The organism is Paucilactobacillus suebicus DSM 5007 = KCTC 3549 (assembly GCF_001434475.1).
GTDB classification, from domain to species: domain Bacteria; phylum Bacillota; class Bacilli; order Lactobacillales; family Lactobacillaceae; genus Paucilactobacillus; species Paucilactobacillus suebicus.
Map to the genome: position 1 here is coordinate 39,804 of NZ_AZGF01000006.1, position 18,867 is coordinate 58,670.

Below are 18,867 nucleotides of genomic sequence, written 5' to 3' on the forward strand. Positions count from 1 at the left end.
AAACGCTTGAAATTTGCTAGTCAAGCAAAAAAATTGGCATTTAACCACTCGAAAATTCTTCAGAATATGCAAAATAAACATAATCATTTTTTCAATATCTCCAAACAACAAAAGCAAGATAATCAATGAAAAAAAGTACGGATGAAGACGCACAGAATGCTGTGCCGTGATTTCAGAGAACAAACAAAGATGCAAAACAAGCGTTAAAGTATTAGCTTCTGGCACTGCTACCCTATCAAGTAGCATCGTTTCAGTTAATAATGTCGTTCATCACCTAAACCACTCATTCCCAGTTACAGGCTTTCATGTCGATAATCACACATATTACATTGGAGAACAGGATTTCAGCAGACAAACATCATGAATTACATCAAACGAGCACAACGACTACGTAAATAAAAAAGGCTATCCACTGAGCAGATAGTCGAAACACTCTTAAAGGAGATAACACACAACTATGGATAAACAGGCAAAATTTTTACTGTATAAAACAGAGCGCGGAAATGTAGGCATCAACGTGATTATTTCTGACAATACGATATGGACAACTCAAAAATCTATTTCACAGCTATTTGATGTAAGTATTCCAACAATTAGCCGCCATTTTAAAACTATTTTTGATAGTGGTGAATTAGATGAAAAAGTGGTTGTTACAAAAAATGTAATAACCACTCAACATGGAGCATTAAAAGGAAAAACGCAATCCAGGGAAACAAATTTTTATAATCTTGACGCTATTATCTCAGTAGGTTACCGTGTCAATTCTTTACAAGCTACCCGCTTTCGGCAATGGGCTACTCAAACACTAAAAGAGTACATGATAAAGGGCTTTGTACTTGATGATGAACGTTTAAAACAAGGTTCTAACCTATTAGACAAAGATTACTTTGATGAATTACTTGAACGAGTTCGCTCTATCAGAGCTAGCGAACGCCGTATTTGGTTAAAAGTTACTGATATTTTTGCTGAAATTAGTTCTGACTATGATAAAGATAGTCCAGTAGCAAAACAGTTTTATGCTACCGTTCAAAATAAGTTTCATTACGCCATCACTGGTCACACCGCCGCTGAAATTATCAACGAGCAAGCAGATCACACTAAACCACATATGGGACTGACTACTTGGAAAAATTCACCAAATGGCCGTGTATTAAAAAGCGATTCTCAAGTTGCTAAAAATTACCTCGACAAAAAGCAGATTACAGCCTTAGAACGTAACGTATCAAGCTACTTTGACTATATCGAGGATTTAATTGAACGTCGTAACGCATTTACCATGTCTGAATTTGCTGATAGCATCGATCGGTTTCTAACGTTCCGTGAATATAAAGTACTACCCAATAACGGATCTGTATCAATGAAAACTGCCAAAAGTAAAGCTTCTGCTGAATACGATGAATTCAACAAAACACAGAAAATCAATTCTGATTTTGATAAACAGGTAAAAAAAATGATTGATTCTGATAAAGAATAAATACCTAGTCCAAAGCCAGCAAATTAATAATCATTTTTTTAATAATCTAAGACACACATCATAGAAACAGCATTATATCTGCCATCCAGGTAGTTATAATACTGTTTTTTGATATCTATTTATTTTTTTCAACTAAACTTTTCTTATTTATCACCATTTAATTTAAACAATGTTTGTCAACGTATGGTAACCGTACCCCCCCATTATATAATCGGGGTAAGCAATGGTTAAAAATGAATTGGGGGATAACAATGGAGAAGAATAATAAGTATTTATCAGTAAAAAGTGCAATGTTATTGGCAAGTTTTGGTATTTTCGGCTACACCGCGGCAAACGCAAATCACACGGTCCACGCCGATGTAGTTCCCACCGCTGCACAATCTTCAAGCGCGGCGGCTGCAAGCAGTAATGTTGATAGTGCTCAGGCAGCGGTGTCAAGTGCAGCCGATACTTTAAGTACTGCTTCTGCTGCGTATTCCACCGCTAGTGCTGCTGCCAGCTCTGCAAACGATGCGTTGGCTGCAGCATCTAGTGCCGGTGTTGAAGCAACACCTGAACATATTCAACAAGTTCAAAGCGAAGTCAACAGCCAATCTGATGTTACCAGTAGTGCTAATGATCGAGTTGCGGCCGATCGGACTAACGTAACAAACCAAGAAAGTGCTGTAAACTCAGCTCAAGCGGCTAAAACAACGGCAGATAATGCGGTTACCGCTCAACAGACAGTAGTTGATCAGGCTCAAAGTGCCGTCACTAGCGATTCAAATTCAATCGACGCCATGAACCCAACTTTAATTGCTAAAAATTTAACAGACGCACAAAATAATTTGTCAGCAGATACAGCCGCTGAGAGTGCTGCGTCCGACGCAGTAACATCAGCCAGCGCTGCTGCCGCATCCGACGCAGCTGTCTACAGTGCAGCTCAGGCAACCGAAGATTCAGCTAGCGATACAATGAACTCTTTAATTGCCATTGAAAACACAGCTAAAGCAGCCTACAGCGACGCATTGGCAGCCGAAACTGGTGCTTTTGATGAAACAATGATCGCGGCCATTAATGCACAGGCGGCAGCGGCTACAGCTACCAAAAATGCAGTTGATGCTGCAACGGTCTTTATGAACGCACAAATAGCAGCTAACAGTGCCCTTGCAACTTCTCAAAGTTCACAAGCAGCCTTAACCGCTGCACAAGATACACTAGCTACCGCACAACAAAAAGTTCAAGATGATCAAGTTGCTTTGCTTGAGGCAGAACAATCCATGGCAGTACTGCTAGCGGCTGAGCAACAACTAGCCGATGATCAGGCTACTTTAACGTCAGAGCAAGCAACGTTAACTGATCTGCAAACCACGGCGGCAGACCGAGCCACTGATCTGGCTAACGCACAAACTGCACTTGATGAAGCTGAAAACCAGTTAGTTTCAGACGGTAACACTGCAGCAACGGATCAACAAGAATTGACCACTCTTCAACGTCAATTGGCAACATTAACACAACTTGCACAAAATTTAGCTGATGCCCAAACCGCAGCAGACGCTGCCAATGCAGCACTTGATCAAGCAACCTCAGCATATGCTAGCGCTCAAGCAGCGTACGATGAAGCACTACAAAATTACCACGTAGCTGTAGCAATTGACGACGCTATCCAACAACAAGAAAACAACAACGGTAACACTGACAATGGTGGTACTACCGATAATAATGCGTCAACTGGTGATGATAGTAATTCTGATACTAACGGTAATGGCTCGACTGATAGTAACAATACAACCGGCGTTACTACTGGTAACGATGAATCAACGGGCACATCACAAGGTTCATCAGTAACACAAGTAACAAATTCAAATAATATCGTTAAACCAGCTAAAGTTGAACAAGCTGTAGCCACTAAAGTAACTGCAACTCCCGTTAAGAAGATGACCACAAACAAAAAGGCTTCTTCCAATGCATTACCGCAAACTGGTGACGCTAATAACAATGAAGTTGCGGCTTTAGGACTAGGAATGTTAACGTTGACTACTCTGTTAGGAATGTTTGGACTACGTAAAAAATATACTAATTAGAAGACTCAAACTACCTCAGTAAATAAAAGTTCCATGATCAATTATCGGTCATGGAACTTTTTATATGCAATTCTGTAAAGTAAAATACCAAACTCGCAAATTTAACACATAACTGGCCGAATTTAGACCAAACTGGTACAAAAATACCACTTTTAACATCAAAATAGGTTAAATTTGACTACTTTTGGTAAATGTTTACCAATAATCAGGCGAATTTTCAAAATTCTTGTATGTCAATTCCACAAATCTTCAATTTCTATGCAAAACTGATTGAACTTCAATCTAATTTCCTCAAAAATCGCTCAATATTGACCTATTTTGGCAAAAATTGGGATATATTCGGCCATCTTTGTCGTTTATAAATAAGCAATTACTCAAACTGCGCCTTATACAACCGCGCATAAGCCCCATTCTTATCCATCAACGACTGATGATCACCAGTTTCAACGACTTTACCGCTATCTAGGACAATAATCTGATCAGCATTTTGAATCGTCGAAAGACGGTGCGCAATTACCAATGAAGTCCGTTCCTGCAACAAGTTATCCAGTGCGTGCTGAATGGCCTTTTCTGATTCATTATCCAGACTAGCGGTTGCTTCGTCCAAAATAATCAGCGGTGCATCTTTTAACAGTGCCCTGGCAATCGCTACCCGTTGTTTTTGACCACCAGATAATTTCATCCCCCGTTCACCAACCTGTGTATCAAGCTGATCAGGTAAAGATTCAACAAATGATTTCAAATCTGCAAGGTCCAACACCCGCCAAATATCGTCATAACTAGCACCTTGACGACCATACACAACGTTGTCGCGAATACTGCCGTCAATCATGTAAATATCTTGCGACACAATGGCCACATTTTCACGTAACGAACTCATTTTCATATCACGAATTGACACACCATCATACTTGATATCGCCGCTATCGAGATCGTACAGTCTCACCAACATTCGCGTAATGGTTGTCTTACCGGAACCAGAGCGACCAACTAGCGCAGTCGTCTTTCCTGCTGGAATATCAAAGCTCACATCGTTTAAAATTGGCTGGTTATTATACGAAAAGTTAATGTGATCCACGCTCACACCCTCATGAATGCCAGGAAAATCAACTGCATCTGGCGCATCGTTAACTTGTGGTTCATAACTTGAAACTTGCTCAATTCGTCCATAGGATACCAGAGCTTGTTGCAGTTGATTCAGTAACCGTGATAATGATTGAATTGGTGATTGAACCATCGCCACATAACTAATATAGGCTACCAGTTGTCCAACCGTTAATTGGCCCTTCATGATGAATAACGCACCCAGTAGCAGGATAATAGCGACTCCTAGGTAGTTGATTGTATCAATGGAAGGACTAAAAATGGCCTGGTTATAGCCGGCACTGATCATATTCTTACGGTTCTTATCGGCAATCTTGCCAAATCGATCCATCTCGTAAGGTTCACTCGTGTAACTCTTGATTAGATCAATTTGGGTCAACGTCTCTTGCATGCGATCAGACATTTGTCCTTGCGTTGCCCGAGCTGCCCGGAAGGCTTGATGAATCCGCGTCCGAAACACTCGATATACTAAAAACATTAGTGGAAAAGTCAGACTAACGGCCAGAGCCATTTCCCAGTTAATCCAAAAGATTAATATGAGAACGCCGACAAAGGTAAACATATTACCAATCACACTCAACATATTAGAAGAAATCAAACTCTGCAAATTGTTGATGTCACTGGTCAGCCTTGTCATCAGATCACCAGTCTTACGATCCTCAAAAAAGGCCGTATCCTGCTTCAAAATGTCATCGTATAAATTATTTCTCAGTTCCGTGATCGCGTTTTGACTCATCACGCTCATATAATAGGTCGACAAGAAATTGAATGCAGCCAGTACCAACGCCGAAACAATTAAAATGCCAATTACGGCCAACAAGCGTGCCACGCTCTTATCCGGGATCACTTTATCGATAATGTACTGTTCGATCTGTGGTACTACAAATTGAAGCAGCGTAATAATTGTTAGTGCAATGACATTCAACACTAGTAACCAGCGCTTTTTTAGCACAGTACCAAAGACAAACTTAAACATACTCCCCATTATTGGTGTTTGTTCATCCATTACTTTCACCTTCTTAATTTTTTAATAAATGCGCCCGCAACTTTTTTAAAATAACCGATATTGGTACACTGGCCGTTGAAAAACTACTCAGCCATTTTTTTTACGAAGTTCGTAATCAAATTTTGAGGGTCAGATAGCCCTTTTTCAACTTCCGTATGACCAGCATTCGTTAACTGAATCAGCCCATGGATAAAGGCAAAAACCATTGCCTGGTTGATCCCATCCGAACTAAATTGATGTAACATCTCAAACGTTCGCATGGCATTACCATGTAAATCTTCGTTTCCGGCGGTATTTCAACCGATTTGAACAAACATCAAAGTGGAATCATGATGCGGACCGTAGAAGAAGGCGGTGGCTCGATCGCTAAGACCATGATGGATCACCAGAATCATCAAGGTAAAATCATCTTCCGTCTAGGCGTCACCCAAATTGCGCGCAACTTACTTTCAAGACGCAACAAATAATTAAGTCAAATACTAATTGCAACCACATATAATAGTCATCTGGATCCATAAATTCAAATAATCTGTTTTAGTCGAAAACTTGCTTTGCTACCGACACATAAAGCCTCCAAAACTAAGGTCCTATAATTCACAGGATTTTAGTCTTGGAGGCTTTATGTGTTAAAGATCAATCACCTTTTATTTATCTAGTTTATTGATTGCGTAAGTCATAACACCCTTAAATAGGTGCTGATGAACTCGCGCAATGTGACCGACAAGGTGATCGCCAATAGAATGGTAATAACGATATTTCGGCTTTGGGTCAGTGGCTGCTTTATAAAAGACTTCTGCCAAATCATCGGATGTTGCGTTTGAGCTGTTCCCCATGCGAGTAAATAACCTGGTTGTGTTATCAACTATCTTGGCATACGGCGAATCCTCTTTCAGATTCTTTTTGGCATTTGCCATGGCAATCTCCATCCAGGACGATTGGGTGCCACCTGGTTCAACAATGACTGATCGAATACCAAACTGACTTACTTCAGTATCCAACGTATCAGACCAAACATTCAAAGCATGCTTAGTTACGTAATACCAACCGCCCAGGGGTGAATACATTTCACCACCAATTGATGAAATATTAACGATGCGTCCAGCCTGTTGACTACGCATTGTTGGCAGGACTAATTTAGTTATCTCAGCTGCACCAAATAAGTTGGTATCAACCTGTTTGTGTGCATTTTCCATACTAACTTCTTCAAGTGGTCCGTATTCACCATAACCGGCATTATTAATTAACACATCAATACCGTTAGCATCTTCTAGTGCGTCGTGTGTAAATTTTTTAATTGACTCACTGCTAGTAACGTCCAATGACATCGCATGAATTGTGTCACCCGTTGGAATTTTTTCTACCCGCCGTGCACCGGCATACACTTCCCAACCACGTTCGGCAAATAATTCAGTTGCTGCATAACCCATACCGCTTGATGCACCAGTGATAAATACTACTCTTCTAGCCATTTGAACCGCCCCTTTATTTAATAATCGTTGCATGTCGAATTAAACACCTGTTGTTAATGATTCTCTGTATGGTGCGATACTACCCGGCCGGCTAATTTAAGTCAACCGATCTATCATGCGCAAATGGGTAATTACGTCAGCATCCCCATTGCGCTCTTAACCATCGGCTTCACAACTTTTGCCAGCTCGCCGTACTTAACTTCTGGCATGCTCTTAAACCATTCGGCCATCATCCCCAGAATTCCGCTCGCCACATACTTCATGACTAGGCGATTATGGACGTTATGCTGATTATTCAACACTACCTGACACAAGCTCTGATAAAAGGCGTCCACAAAATTATCAACCAATCGTAAGTGGCGCTGATCGGTGAAAATCAGTCTCAGGCCAGTGTAATTTTCGGTAACTAGCCGATCAAACGCACTGAGTAATTCATTGACGTCCGCATACTGTGCAGACAAAGTCTGGCGAGCCTGTTCATTTAGGTAATCGCTATAGCTATCGAAAACCGCTGGAACATTGCTGAACGTGCGGTAAAAGGTGCGCCTGGTAATGTCTGCCATACTGCACAACTCAGTGACAGTAATATCATCAATATTCTTAGTTGCCAGAATGGTAAATAAAGCCGTCCACAATTTCCGTTGAGTTTTAACGATCCGTTTATCCATAATGGCCCCCACCTTTGACTAATCTGTTATTAATCATCAGTATAACCATTTAAAAAAAGAGTGCAAAAACCGGCGTTTTGCTCCCAGAACATAAGGCTCCAAAGGCTAAAATCCCGAATTAGGATTTTGGCCTTTGGAGCCTTATGTGACCGGGGGCAGCCGGCTTTTACACGTTTAGACTATATAAGTTAAAGCATTAAACAATGAACCTTGGTACCATCTACAGACTATCAATTACCGAGCACTAAACCCACCATCAACAACAAACTCAGCCCCAGTAGCGAATGCCGATGCATCTGAAGCGAGATAAACACAGATATTGCCGATATCTTCCGGCTTGCCCGTGTGTCCCTGAGGAGTTAACTTACTCATAGCTTGATCAACTTCATCTGGAATCATGTTAGTTTTCACGAAGCCGGGATGCACAGAGTTAACCCGAATATTGTCTCCATTAGTCGTTGCGTCTAAGGCAGCTGACTTAGTGAGCAAACGAGAACCACCCTTGCTGGCATTATAAGCCGCCGCATTAGGTTCACCAACGATTCCTTCCACAGACGAAATATTGATAATTGAACCACCGTTTCCCCGTTTCATAGCCTTCATACCATGTTTGATGCCCAGAAAGGTCCCGGTTAGGTTAATGCCCATGACCCGGTTCCAATCCTCTAAGGTTTCTTCATCAATCGAAACAGGATTTGGAAATACCCCTGCATTATTAACCAGAACGTCTAGATGACCATAACTAGCAACCACGTCCTTCGTAACGGATGCCCAATTATCTTCATCAGTAACTTCTAACTCTTTAAACTCTGCGACATCATGGTTTTGAGCTAGAAATGTTTGCGTTTCATCATGCAGGCTGTGACCCGTAATAATCACCTTGGCGCCCTGAGCTACAAAACATTGTGCAATTCCCAGTCCAATGCCAGTTGTTGATCCAGAAATTAATGCGACTTTTCCTTCAAGTTGTTTAGTCATAATCGACCCTCCAAATATTCGTTTTGTTTTTACAATTAATCACGATATCACGATTAACCGGCAACAAACCGAATATCAACAGTACCGATACAATCTAGTCCAACCTTGTATCTTATCTAGTTAAAAAACCATTCACTCGCATCACCATATAATTTAGCAACCGTCTCTGGCTGATCCTCACCAGGTAAATCCTGACTGCTGGTCAAGCCGGTACGTGCCATTACGTAGCAAAGGCCTTGATAGCTGTCTCTATATGATGCTATTTCGTCTATGTCAATCTTAATTGGTGCTCCCGGTAGTACTGGTACCAGTTCATCACGTTCATAAATGCAATCACCATCTAAAATCTTTCAGACGCCATTTTGTTTTGTCAGTCTGGTTAAAATCCGCGCAAAAGAATGAAGATCCACTTTTTGACTGTCTAGTTCGATGCGTGGTGACAACATCATGACTGCCATTTCGCCAATTCCGTCATAGTGCCGATAGAATGTTTGGCGAGCAACCCCTGCATTCTGGCACAGTTTGGTAACCTGCAACGTGTTAAAGTCATTACCCGTTTCATAGTATGCTTGCAACGCCGCAAACAGTTTATCCTGGGTTGCTCGCAATCGTTTGTCTGGTTTGTGGTAATAAGCAACTGGAATTTTAGCTTGGCTCATCTAGATCTCCTCTTATCTGAACACTACTGATGAACATCAACTTTGATAATTTGCGCCTTGTCCATCAGGCGGATACTTTCTTGCAAGTGGTGAATTAATGCTAGTTGATCCAAGAAGATCATGTTGCTCAAAAAGATTTGGCTTCTCGATTGCACATTACTGCTCAATCGACAGCATAATTTGTCCGCAAGCTTGAAAAAAAGGCCTCGTTCAGAGAGAAAAATCAACAACAGACCGTCGAATCACCATTGTCAGTTTAACAGACAGTGATCGTCATGAAGCTAGTAAAGTAATGCAAGAAATTCCCGGATTTTTAGAAGTTCTAAACGATGAAGAGCTGGATCAGTTCAGTGATATTTTGTCTAAAATTATTGATGGTATGTACCAAGAAATCAAGGCTGCTGATCCAACTTGGTTCAACAAAATGCATCAAATTCAATCACACTATCTTTCAAAAATGTTCCATGACGGTGAAAAAGAGTAATATATGCACATTTAACGATCAGTTATCTAATATAAAGACAATAATATTGCCATTTTGAACGTTTTCGTATACGATATTCTTGCTAGCAAATATTTAGCGCTCTCCAATGCGCAATTATTTAGTTAGTACAATTGAGTTTGTCCCCTGAACCATCACTTCAGGGGGCTTTTTTTATTTCACAAGGCGTTTGAATTTTATCCACGAATTTCAGATAGTATACTGACATTATCGATAGTCGTATGCACATTTTCCAAGGAAGTGACGTCGTGAGTAAAAATAAACCGCGTGGATTGGAACCACTTGTAAAAATGCGAATCCTTGATCTTTATTTCGGTGGTAAATCTACTAAAGATATTAGTAATTACCTTGATATTCCTGCTATGGCCATTAACCGTTTTATCAAACACTTCAATGAATATAATGATACATTTACCGTGCCACTCACCGTTAGCCGTGCTCGCTTAATTCATCGATCACTGCGATACTACATGAGACATGAATTGGCAGAATTTGGTAACTTTGATAGTTACACTGATTATATCCCTGCTATTTGGCAGCATATTAGAGACATTTCAACGGAACACGATGCTAAATCTGAGGAAATCCGCCAATCATACTTTGAAAAAATGAAATTATGTGAGCAATGGAAGGCATTGGATTTTCAAATGATGCAGGCAATATACAAAAAATGACAGTCAAAGTGGCTGTCATTTTTTGTCCTCAAGCTATGGTTTAGACGTCGTTTTTCAATTAAACTGACTATAAGATATAAATTAACACATGATTATGTAAGATCAACAACATCAATTCTTGGGGGAATCGTAAATGAAAAAACAGGTATCTATGTTGCTGGCAACGACCATTGTCTTGCTTGGGGCAGCAGGCTGTGGCAATTCAAGCCAAAAAAGCAGCAGTTCGAGTAGCAAATCTAGTGCTGCAACTAGCTCAAAGTCAGTATCAAGTTCTACAAGCGCCAACAAAATGAATTTCGACCAAATTACTAATGGCGACTACACCACTTTGCAGGGTAACTGGAAAGAAGTTGGCTACGCCGCTAAAGGCAGTGATGAGAATCAATTAACGGCGGGTAGTTCAGATTCGCTAACAGTTTCAGCAGATCAAATTAAGAACGGTGACATGAGTGTTGAGGGTAATAAATTAACTGATACTAATGGCAGTCACGGACTAAAATTTAGCACTAAAGATAATATCCTCACAGCGGAACTAAGGGACGCTGACACAGCTTCAATTAACTGGACTGTAACGTTTTATCCAAAAGGCACCTTCAATAAATTTACCACCGACAATGGATCAGTTGGTAATAAACAAAATCTGATTGTTATTTGGACCAGCAATAACTCTTACGAAGAAGTTTTTGCAGAAGATTCGACTAGCAACAGTAGCGCTTCGTCCAGCAGTACATCCCAAAATTCAACTAATAAATCAGCTACCAGTTCAACTAAGACATCATCAAGCGCGGATATCGATTTAACTCAGCTGACCAGCAATAATTTTGCTAGCCTGGTCGGTACTTGGAAAAATCCGTCAGACGGTCAAACCATCGTTGTCACTTCTAAGACTACTACACCACCCGCAGGCAGTAGCTATGCCGCTTCTGTTGGTGCTGTGATCAGTGGACAAGATCAGGATGGCTATCCCACTGTAATCACCTCAGGTAGTACCCAAGATGGTTATATGATGGGGTCTTATGGAACATTTAACCCGGATGTTTCTGAAGGATCAGGACTACAACCGATCAGTATCATCCCCAAAGGTGTCAAAGCTGGCAGCACTGATGATTCAGACTCCAGCAAAGCACGCTTAATCATGGGTGGTGGTCAAAGCGGCTATCAATCTCAAGCTTACTACAAAGAATAAATAGTGCTAATTAAAAAAAAGGCTCATCTCCGACCGGTTGACGGTCAGTGATGAGCTTTTTTATTCGGCAATATTTCAAATTTGCACATTATTTATAATATTCAGTTTGCCTGTGTTTGAAACGAACCACAATGAAAATTGTCAAATCGACAATTATAATTGCTGCGGCGCAAACTCCAAACAACGCATGATATGAAATGCTTTCAATAATTAGCCCGCCAAATAGCGGTCCCAACGCTTTACCAGCTGAAGAGAACGCATTAGTCAAGCCTTGATACTTACCCTTCACTTCAACCGGCGATAGGTCGTTCACAATTGCCGGAATGGTTGGAAATGCCGTCGCCTCACCGACCGTCAAAATAATCATCGCAATCACAAAATCAACGTATCTGTGCGCCCAAAGTAAGACTATGAAAGATGCGGCACAGAAACAAATCCCGATATACACTGGCAGATAAATGTTCTTAATTCGATGACTTAACCAGCCCATTAATACTTGCAGGGCAACAATTAATGCGGCGTTCATCGTCCACAGCAAACTGTATAATGGCATTGAAATTCCCTGACCAGTAATGTACACAGACATGTTGCTGACCCACTGCTCGTACATAATCCAAATTACACCCAGTGAAATAAAGAATGTCCACATAATCGTTAAGTTGGCTCGAGGCAACTTAATAGTCGGTGTCTTTTTTTCCATTTTAGTCTTAGGAGCTTGTCGTTTGACGCGGTAAAATCGAAGTACCACAAATAGAAATACTACATACAAACATGAGGTCACGATAAACATTGGTGCCACACTGCCATGGTACATGAAACCAACAACTGAAGTCCCCAACACGATACCTAAATTAATCGCAAAATAGATCATGTTAAATACATAGCGACCGTCCCTGCCGCGAATTAGCGTTCCTAAGGAATTGACCAGTGTTGTCAACCAACCATTGAAGAACCCCACCACTGCTAGTAGTAACGGATAAACTGGCCACCCGTTCAAAAATACTAGGCTCACCATCGCTGCAATATCAATCAGTAAACCGATCGTCATTAATATTTGCGGATTAGTTTTGTCAAATAAAATACCGCTTAAGTAGCTACCAACCACGTTCGTGCCTGAGTACATCAATAACACGACACCGATTGTTGTGAGTGTTTGATGCAACTCATTATGCAAATAAATTGTCGTTAGTGGCCAAATAAAACTTGTTCCGATACTGCTAAGAAACGCACCAACGATTAACCATCGCAGCTTCAGTGAGTGTTGCACTGGGCATCCTCCTTTTTACTTTTGGTTATGATTACCTGATGATAAAAATAGAGGTGATTTTCACCTTTGGATTGGTGGAAAAGACCTCTTGGTTTTGTTTTTTTAATACAGGATTGTTGAAACGTGCTGCAATAGCCCTGAGGCCCATGGATAGTGACCTTTTAACCATCAATCGCAAAGACCACGATCAATGATTAAAAGCCCACTATCCACCAGCCTCAACCCGGGCTTTTCCGCACTCTATTTGAAACGTGCTGCTTGAGCCCAGATCACTCCGCTTAACACAATAAATCAAATTATTCCAAAATCGGGAATAATTAGATTTATCATGTTAATGCTCATGATCTAACCGGGCTCTTCCGCACTCTATTTGAAACATGCTCCACCAAGCAGGCATCCATGATATAACGGAAAAAATAATCAATCATTCAAAGTACGAACGCTTAATCATTTTTCCCGTTATATCAAAATGCCTAAGCGCTTGGTTCCGCACTCTATTTCTACTGATCCGGCACATAAGCAATCGATGAAAACTTGTTATATGACTTCACAAATAATAACTTCACCGTACCACGCGGACCCGATCTGTTCTTTTCAATAATGACTTCAACTTCGCCGACATTTTCATCCTCATTATCTCGTGGATCTGACGGGTTATCTTCATTATCATTATCTCGTTCGTAATAATCATCACGATACAGAAACGCAACGATATCGGCATCTTGTTCAATTGAACCTGATTCACGAATATCTGATAATACCGGTCGCTTGTCCTGACGTTGTTCCACGCCACGTGATAATTGTGACAGTGCAATGACAGGTACACCTAACTCCTTGGCTAACTTTTTTAACTGACGCGAAATATCAGAAACTTCTTGTTGGCGGTTTTCGTGGTTCGTGCCTTCAATCAATTGCAGGTAATCAACTAAAATTAAGCCTAAATTACCTTTTTCTTTAGCCAATCGACGACATTTAGCCCGAATTTCCGCAATCTTAATGCCGGCAGTGTCATCAATATAGATACTAGTCTTAGACAAGCTACCCATCGCAACAACTAATTTATTCCATTCGTCTTCATCCAATTGACCAGTCCGCAAGTGATTGGCATCAATACCACCCTCTGCACACAACATCCGGTTAACCAACGACTCCGCACTCATTTCCAAACTAAACAGAGCCACCGTCTTATCAGTCTTGGTACCAACATTTTGCGCAATGTTTAACGCAAACGCGGTTTTCCCCACGGCCGGGCGAGCAGCAATAATGACCAATTCATCAGAATGTAACCCAGTCGTCATCTTATCTAATTCAGGATAGCCAGTCGATAAACCAGTCACAGTTGATTCCTGCTGTGATAACCGGTCAATTTCTTCGAAGGTGCCCTTTAAGACGTCCTTAATATCCTTGAACCCTTCCTGATTTTGCGACTCGGAAACGTTCATTATGGACCGCTCAGCGTCATCCAGCAGGTCGGTAACCTCTTCATCACCTTGGTAACTCTTGGTAACAATGTCAGTTGCCGTCTTAATTAGACGCCGCGTAATTGCCTTTTCACGCACAATTTTAGCGTAGTATGCCACGTTAGCGGCAGTTGGCACGGCCTTAGCAAGCTCAACAATGTAAGTCATGCCGCCAATGTCGTCCATTTGGTTATCTTTTTGTAGTTCTTCACTCATCGTTAACGGATCAATCGGTTGATCACGGTCGTTAATGGCGATCATCTTTTCAAAGATAATCTGATGAGCACGCCGGTAAAAATCATCCGGCGTTATATATTCCATCGACTCCACCAACGCATCGCCAGACAAAAAGATGGCCCCTAAGACCGCCTTTTCGGCTTCGATGTTTTGAGGTGGTGTCTGATCACTTAAGACATCATTATTCATGTTGGTTTTGTCCTCTTTACTAGTTAATTACTTTTCGGCAACATGCACGCGGATCTTTGCCGTCACCTGTGGGTAAAGCTTGACAGGTACATTGGTGTAACCGAGCACGCGAATTGGTTCGTTCAATTCAATTTTGCGCTTATCCAGCTTTACATTGTACTGTTGATTAAGAGCTTGTGCAATCTGTTTGCTTGGAATTGAACCGAAGAGTCGACCGTCAGTACCAGCCTTGGCCTTTAATTCAACAACCGTCTCATCTTTTTCTAGCATTTCTTTTAATTTATTGGCGTCTTCAAGTAATTCAGCCTGCTTCTTTTCTTCAGCACGTTGCTGACCCTTCAGCTGGCTCATGGCTTGATTAGTAGCTGCCTTAGCCTTACCTTTTTTGATCAAGAAGTTTTGAGCGTAGCCATCTGGAACTTCCTTAACCTCGCCGCGCTTGCCGCGTCCCTTAACATCTTCAATAAAAATAACCTTCATGCTAATCACTCCTCATCATTTTGTTTATCTTCATCATCACCATGGAGAATGGCAATTAAATCATTTTGAACCTCGGACACTGTCTTATCGGCAATTTGTGTTGCTGCATTGGACAAATGACCACCGCCACCCATCTTCTCCATGATCACTTGTACGTTGAAATCACCCATAGAACGAGCGGAAATGCCGACAGAATGGTCAGAACGCAACGTAATTACAAACGATGCATCAATTCCTTCCATTTGCAGCAACGAATCAGCCGTTTGCGCGGTTGTCACAGATCCGTAAACCTGATCGTCTTCGCCAGCACAAAATGCAAACTTGCCGTCCATAATTGAAACCATGGAAATCAAATGATTCCGTTGCAGGTAACTATCAACATTTTCCTTCATGAACTCTTGAATCAGCAAGCCGTCAGCCCCTGCTGACCTTAAATAACTAGCCGCGTCAAAAGTTCGCGTCCCAGAACGGGCAGTAAACGACTTTGTATCAACTTGAATCCCCGTCAACATAGCCGTTGCTTCCAGTTTATTGAGTGATTCACTTTCACGTGGTTGATATTCCAGCATTTCGGTAATCAATTCACACGTCGATGATGCGTAAGGTTCAATATACACCAAAATTGGGTTTTCTGGGAACTCCTCTCCTCGTCGGTGATGATCGATAATCATGACCCGATTTTGGAGACGGTTAAATACTTGTTCAGACATTGAAATACTTGGTTTCGAATGGTCAACCATCACTAGCAAGCTCTGGTCTGTGGCCCGTTCTTCGGCCTCTTTAATTGAAATAATGTGATCTTTAATATCTTGATAGCCGTCAATTTCATGTAGTAGTCGTTTAATGTCGGCATGAATGTGATTATCATCAAGGACAATCCAACATTCCTTACCGTTCATTTTAGCAATCCGTCGAATACCCAAACAAGCGCCAATGGAATCCATATCAGGAGCCCGATGGCCCTGAACAAAGATCTGGTCTGATTCAGACATTAATTCCTGCAGTGCCTGACTGATCATCCGTGCCCGCACTCTCGTCCGCTTCTCCATTGGATTAGTCTTACCACCGTAGAAACGAGCTTGCTGGCCATCAGCTTTAACCACCACTTGGTCACCACCACGCCCGAGTGCTAAATCAAGATTACTTTGCGCCAAATCTGCGAGTTTATTCAAGTCATCATCGCCATAAGCAATACCCACACTTAATGTAATTGGTGAATTTTGCTTAGAGGTATTTTCACGAATTGTATCCAAAATACCAAATTTATTATCCTCAATGGTCTGCAGTGTATGCTGATGACCAATAATCAGATAATCATCAACGTCAATCACCTTCATGTATAGACCATATTTCTTCGCCCACGAATTTAGTTCAGACGTCACATAGTTGCGCAAGTTAGACACTTCGGAGTCATTCATCCCCTGCGTCACTTCAGCATAGTTATCAAGATAGATGTTACCCAAAACAACCTGCTGATTTTCGTAATGTTCTTCAATCTTGGCGTAGCGTGTAATTTCCATCATGTAAATGGCATGCAATGCGGGTTCCACCAGCATAGTAAAGCGTCGATCGCCCCATTTAATGGTGACTGGATGATCATCTTTTTCATGTTTAGCAACCTGTTTATCAAGTTGTTCATCCACATCACCTAGCTTCTTGCCAATTACATCACTCTGATCAAAATACTTAACCATGTATGGGTTAATCCACTCAATGCCATGGTTTTCATTGAAGATAATGAGGCCGATTGGCATTTCTAAGAATGCATCTTGCTGACCTCGTCGAATATGATAGGCTAGATCCGTTAAATATTTATTAGTATCTAACATTAGCCGATGCAGGGCTTCCATGACAAAGTACAAACCGACCAGAACCAAAATCAACACTATAATGCCAAGAATGATATTAATAATAAATGAAAAAATGACTCCCGTAGCCGAAACGGCAAACAGGAATAGCGCAATCCAGCTTACTTGAGAATTGCGCAGAAAAAACGGTAAATTTTCACGTTCAAAGAATTTCATATAGATACTCCTAGACTTTCGTACGTTATTCCTATTTTATCACACTTCAAGTCCTGATTTTGAGTATATAAAAAGCTATTCAAGTATATGCTTGAATAGCTTTTTGAATTACTAATTAGTCTTCGGCAACGAATGGTAGAAGACCCATGATCCGTGAACGCTTGATTGCAATAGTCAAACGACGTTGGTTCTTGGCACTAGTACCAGTTACTCGACGTGGCAAAATCTTACCGCGTTCTGAGATGAATCGCTTCAATAAATCAGTATCTTTATAATCGATGTATTCGATATGGTTTGCGGCGATGAAGTCAACCTTACGGCGACGACGTCCGCCTCTTCTTTGTTGAGCCATTGAATTTTCCTCCTCGTTTAGAGATTAAAACGGTAGATCATCATCGGAAATATCAATTGATTCGCCATTGCTTGCAAACGGATCGTTTGCACTGCTTGCGGCACTATTTGCAGCACTGTTAGCACTATTATTGCCACCATTGTTGCTAGATGATGCTGGCGAACCGAACGGATTAGCCATTGATGATTGAGGAGCAGCTTGATTGTTATCAAAGCTTGGCGCAGCGTTATTTTGCTGAAAACCAGAGTTTTGATTATGTGACCGAGGTTCAAGCAACGAAAAGTTTTCGACAACTACTTCGGTGACATAAACTCGATTTCCCTGCTGGTTTTCGTAATTTCTGGTCTGAATTCGGCCATCAATACCAACTAAGGATCCCTTATGAGTGAAATTACTGAAGTTCTCCGCTGACTTACGCCAAATAACGCAGTTGATAAAATCAGCTTCACGTTCGCCGGCTTGATTAGTAAACTGACGGTTGACGGCAAGTGAGAAGGTGGCCACAGCAGCTCCACTAGTTGTGTATCGCAACTCAGGATCTCTAGTTAAACGCCCAACAAGAATTGCACGATTAATCATAAACTAAAACTCCTCTCTGACAAGTTATATTCGAATTAATATTAGTCTTCGCGCTTAACGATCATGTGACGAAGAATGTCATCGCTGATCTTAGCTAAACGGTCAAATTCGTTTAAAGCTGCGTCGTCTGTCGCAGTTGCATTGATGATATGGTAAGTACCTTCACTGTAGTTACCAATTTCATAAGCAAAACGACGAGTCGACCAGTCTTTAGAATCAACCACTGTAGCACCATTGTCTGTAACGATCTTGTCGAAGCGTTCTACTAAGGCAGTCTTAGCGGCTTCGTCGATGTCAGGACGAATGATATAAGTAATTTCATACTTTTTTGGTTCCATGAACTGTTACACCTCCTTATGGACTTTGGCCCCTATTCCAAATGATAGGAGCAAGGAGAGCACACTTTTTACTGTATACTCACAAGCTAAAATTATAGCATGCCCACCTTGATAAAACAATGATAAATGAGCGAAAAAATAAAAATCCTGAATTACGA

At 41.2% G+C, this 18,867-nt stretch carries 19 protein-coding genes; 6 read left to right on the plus strand and 13 right to left on the minus strand.

Annotation, left to right across the window (positions count from 1 at the left end; translation table 11 throughout):
• Nucleotides 1-457 precede the first annotated feature (457 nt).
• Together FD16_RS03845 and FD16_RS03850 are read left to right on the plus strand one after the other, a co-directional pair.
• Complete coding sequence (locus FD16_RS03845; protein ID WP_010621011.1) at nucleotides 458-1,474, plus strand: virulence RhuM family protein; 1,017 nt, start codon at nucleotides 458-460, stop codon at nucleotides 1,472-1,474.
• A 251-nt stretch (nucleotides 1,475-1,725) separates the two neighbouring features.
• Nucleotides 1,726-3,537: an LPXTG cell wall anchor domain-containing protein gene (locus FD16_RS03850; protein ID WP_010621010.1), complete on the plus strand. Its 1,812-nt coding sequence runs from the start codon at nucleotides 1,726-1,728 to the stop codon at nucleotides 3,535-3,537.
• A 370-nt stretch (nucleotides 3,538-3,907) separates the two neighbouring features.
• On the opposite strand, the gene FD16_RS03855 is transcribed toward FD16_RS03850, so the two are convergent.
• Together FD16_RS03855 and FD16_RS12725 are read right to left on the minus strand one after the other, a co-directional pair.
• A complete protein-coding gene (locus FD16_RS03855; RefSeq protein WP_010621009.1) occupies nucleotides 3,908-5,647 on the minus strand; it encodes an ABC transporter ATP-binding protein in 1,740 nt (579 codons plus the stop codon).
• Nucleotides 5,648-5,730: 83 nt separating this feature from the next.
• On the minus strand, nucleotides 5,731-5,907 hold the full coding sequence (locus tag FD16_RS12725; protein WP_155804305.1) for a hypothetical protein: 177 nt from the start codon (nucleotides 5,905-5,907) through the stop codon (nucleotides 5,731-5,733).
• 45 nt (nucleotides 5,908-5,952) lie between these two features.
• On the opposite strand from FD16_RS12725, the gene FD16_RS12730 reads away from it, so the two are divergent.
• Complete coding sequence (locus tag FD16_RS12730; protein ID WP_155804304.1) at nucleotides 5,953-6,114, plus strand: hypothetical protein; 162 nt, start codon at nucleotides 5,953-5,955, stop codon at nucleotides 6,112-6,114.
• Nucleotides 6,115-6,291: 177 nt separating this feature from the next.
• Here the strand turns inward: FD16_RS12730 and FD16_RS03860 are convergent, their stop codons facing one another.
• The 4 genes from FD16_RS03860 to FD16_RS03875 form a co-directional block, all read right to left on the minus strand.
• Nucleotides 6,292-7,116: an SDR family NAD(P)-dependent oxidoreductase gene (locus FD16_RS03860; RefSeq protein WP_029508277.1), complete on the minus strand. Its 825-nt coding sequence runs from the start codon at nucleotides 7,114-7,116 to the stop codon at nucleotides 6,292-6,294.
• 131 nt (nucleotides 7,117-7,247) lie between these two features.
• On the minus strand, nucleotides 7,248-7,784 hold the full coding sequence (locus FD16_RS03865; protein ID WP_010621005.1) for a TetR/AcrR family transcriptional regulator: 537 nt from the start codon (nucleotides 7,782-7,784) through the stop codon (nucleotides 7,248-7,250).
• A 234-nt stretch (nucleotides 7,785-8,018) separates the two neighbouring features.
• Nucleotides 8,019-8,762, minus strand: a complete 744-nt coding sequence (locus FD16_RS03870; protein ID WP_010621004.1) for a glucose 1-dehydrogenase — start codon at nucleotides 8,760-8,762, stop codon at nucleotides 8,019-8,021.
• Between the two features lie 350 nt (nucleotides 8,763-9,112).
• The gene (locus FD16_RS03875) at nucleotides 9,113-9,421 is read right to left on the minus strand and encodes a hypothetical protein (protein WP_010621003.1); all 309 of its coding nucleotides are present in this window, start codon (nucleotides 9,419-9,421) and stop codon (nucleotides 9,113-9,115) included.
• A 292-nt stretch (nucleotides 9,422-9,713) separates the two neighbouring features.
• On the opposite strand from FD16_RS03875, the gene FD16_RS03880 reads away from it, so the two are divergent.
• The 3 genes from FD16_RS03880 to FD16_RS03890 all read left to right on the plus strand — a co-directional run bounded on the left by FD16_RS03880 (nucleotide 9,714) and on the right by FD16_RS03890 (nucleotide 11,783).
• Nucleotides 9,714-9,905: a hypothetical protein gene (locus FD16_RS03880; protein ID WP_010621002.1), complete on the plus strand. Its 192-nt coding sequence runs from the start codon at nucleotides 9,714-9,716 to the stop codon at nucleotides 9,903-9,905.
• Between the two features lie 266 nt (nucleotides 9,906-10,171).
• Complete coding sequence (locus FD16_RS03885; RefSeq protein WP_010621001.1) at nucleotides 10,172-10,597, plus strand: hypothetical protein; 426 nt, start codon at nucleotides 10,172-10,174, stop codon at nucleotides 10,595-10,597.
• A 133-nt stretch (nucleotides 10,598-10,730) separates the two neighbouring features.
• Entirely contained in the window at nucleotides 10,731-11,783 is a 1,053-nt protein-coding gene (locus FD16_RS03890; protein WP_010621000.1) for a DUF6287 domain-containing protein, read from the plus strand.
• 88 nt (nucleotides 11,784-11,871) lie between these two features.
• Here the strand turns inward: FD16_RS03890 and FD16_RS03895 are convergent, their stop codons facing one another.
• The 7 genes from FD16_RS03895 to rpsF form a co-directional block, all read right to left on the minus strand.
• Nucleotides 11,872-13,050, minus strand: coding sequence for an MDR family MFS transporter (locus FD16_RS03895; RefSeq protein ID WP_010620999.1), 1,179 nt, complete (start codon nucleotides 13,048-13,050; stop codon nucleotides 11,872-11,874).
• A gap of 500 nt (nucleotides 13,051-13,550) precedes the next feature.
• Complete coding sequence (gene dnaB / locus FD16_RS03900) at nucleotides 13,551-14,936, minus strand: replicative DNA helicase (protein ID WP_010620998.1); 1,386 nt, start codon at nucleotides 14,934-14,936, stop codon at nucleotides 13,551-13,553.
• A gap of 27 nt (nucleotides 14,937-14,963) precedes the next feature.
• On the minus strand, nucleotides 14,964-15,416 hold the full coding sequence (rplI, locus tag FD16_RS03905) for a 50S ribosomal protein L9 (protein ID WP_010620997.1): 453 nt from the start codon (nucleotides 15,414-15,416) through the stop codon (nucleotides 14,964-14,966).
• Nucleotides 15,417-15,421: 5 nt separating this feature from the next.
• On the minus strand, nucleotides 15,422-17,440 hold the full coding sequence (locus FD16_RS03910; protein ID WP_010620996.1) for a DHH family phosphoesterase: 2,019 nt from the start codon (nucleotides 17,438-17,440) through the stop codon (nucleotides 15,422-15,424).
• Nucleotides 17,441-17,555: 115 nt separating this feature from the next.
• Nucleotides 17,556-17,792, minus strand: coding sequence for a 30S ribosomal protein S18 (gene rpsR, locus FD16_RS03915; protein ID WP_010620995.1), 237 nt, complete (start codon nucleotides 17,790-17,792; stop codon nucleotides 17,556-17,558).
• A 24-nt stretch (nucleotides 17,793-17,816) separates the two neighbouring features.
• Nucleotides 17,817-18,371: a single-stranded DNA-binding protein gene (gene ssb, locus FD16_RS03920; RefSeq protein WP_010620994.1), complete on the minus strand. Its 555-nt coding sequence runs from the start codon at nucleotides 18,369-18,371 to the stop codon at nucleotides 17,817-17,819.
• Between the two features lie 41 nt (nucleotides 18,372-18,412).
• A complete protein-coding gene (rpsF, locus tag FD16_RS03925) occupies nucleotides 18,413-18,709 on the minus strand; it encodes a 30S ribosomal protein S6 (RefSeq protein WP_010620993.1) in 297 nt (98 codons plus the stop codon).
• Nucleotides 18,710-18,867 lie beyond the last annotated feature (158 nt).

Bases quoted from the DNA above. Each gene is read 5' to 3' on its own strand.
- FD16_RS03870 (WP_010621004.1), bottom strand. From the start codon at position 8,762: ATGACTAAACAACTTGAAGGAAAAGTCGCATTAATTTCTGGATCAACA.
- FD16_RS03875 (WP_010621003.1), bottom strand. From the start codon at position 9,421: ATGAGCCAAGCTAAAATTCCAGTTGCTTATTACCACAAACCAGACAAA.
- FD16_RS03860 (WP_029508277.1), bottom strand. From the start codon at position 7,116: ATGGCTAGAAGAGTAGTATTTATCACTGGTGCATCAAGCGGTATGGGT.
- ssb (WP_010620994.1), bottom strand. From the start codon at position 18,371: ATGATTAATCGTGCAATTCTTGTTGGGCGTTTAACTAGAGATCCTGAG.
- FD16_RS03855 (WP_010621009.1), bottom strand. From the start codon at position 5,647: ATGGATGAACAAACACCAATAATGGGGAGTATGTTTAAGTTTGTCTTT.
- FD16_RS03910 (WP_010620996.1), bottom strand. From the start codon at position 17,440: ATGAAATTCTTTGAACGTGAAAATTTACCGTTTTTTCTGCGCAATTCT.
- FD16_RS03850 (WP_010621010.1), top strand. From the start codon at position 1,726: ATGGAGAAGAATAATAAGTATTTATCAGTAAAAAGTGCAATGTTATTG.
- FD16_RS12725 (WP_155804305.1), bottom strand. From the start codon at position 5,907: ATGCGAACGTTTGAGATGTTACATCAATTTAGTTCGGATGGGATCAAC.
- rpsR (WP_010620995.1), bottom strand. From the start codon at position 17,792: ATGGCTCAACAAAGAAGAGGCGGACGTCGTCGCCGTAAGGTTGACTTC.
- rplI (WP_010620997.1), bottom strand. From the start codon at position 15,416: ATGAAGGTTATTTTTATTGAAGATGTTAAGGGACGCGGCAAGCGCGGC.
- rpsF (WP_010620993.1), bottom strand. From the start codon at position 18,709: ATGGAACCAAAAAAGTATGAAATTACTTATATCATTCGTCCTGACATC.
- FD16_RS03845 (WP_010621011.1), top strand. From the start codon at position 458: ATGGATAAACAGGCAAAATTTTTACTGTATAAAACAGAGCGCGGAAAT.
- FD16_RS03865 (WP_010621005.1), bottom strand. From the start codon at position 7,784: ATGGATAAACGGATCGTTAAAACTCAACGGAAATTGTGGACGGCTTTA.
- FD16_RS03890 (WP_010621000.1), top strand. From the start codon at position 10,731: ATGAAAAAACAGGTATCTATGTTGCTGGCAACGACCATTGTCTTGCTT.
- FD16_RS03880 (WP_010621002.1), top strand. From the start codon at position 9,714: ATGCAAGAAATTCCCGGATTTTTAGAAGTTCTAAACGATGAAGAGCTG.
- dnaB (WP_010620998.1), bottom strand. From the start codon at position 14,936: ATGAATAATGATGTCTTAAGTGATCAGACACCACCTCAAAACATCGAA.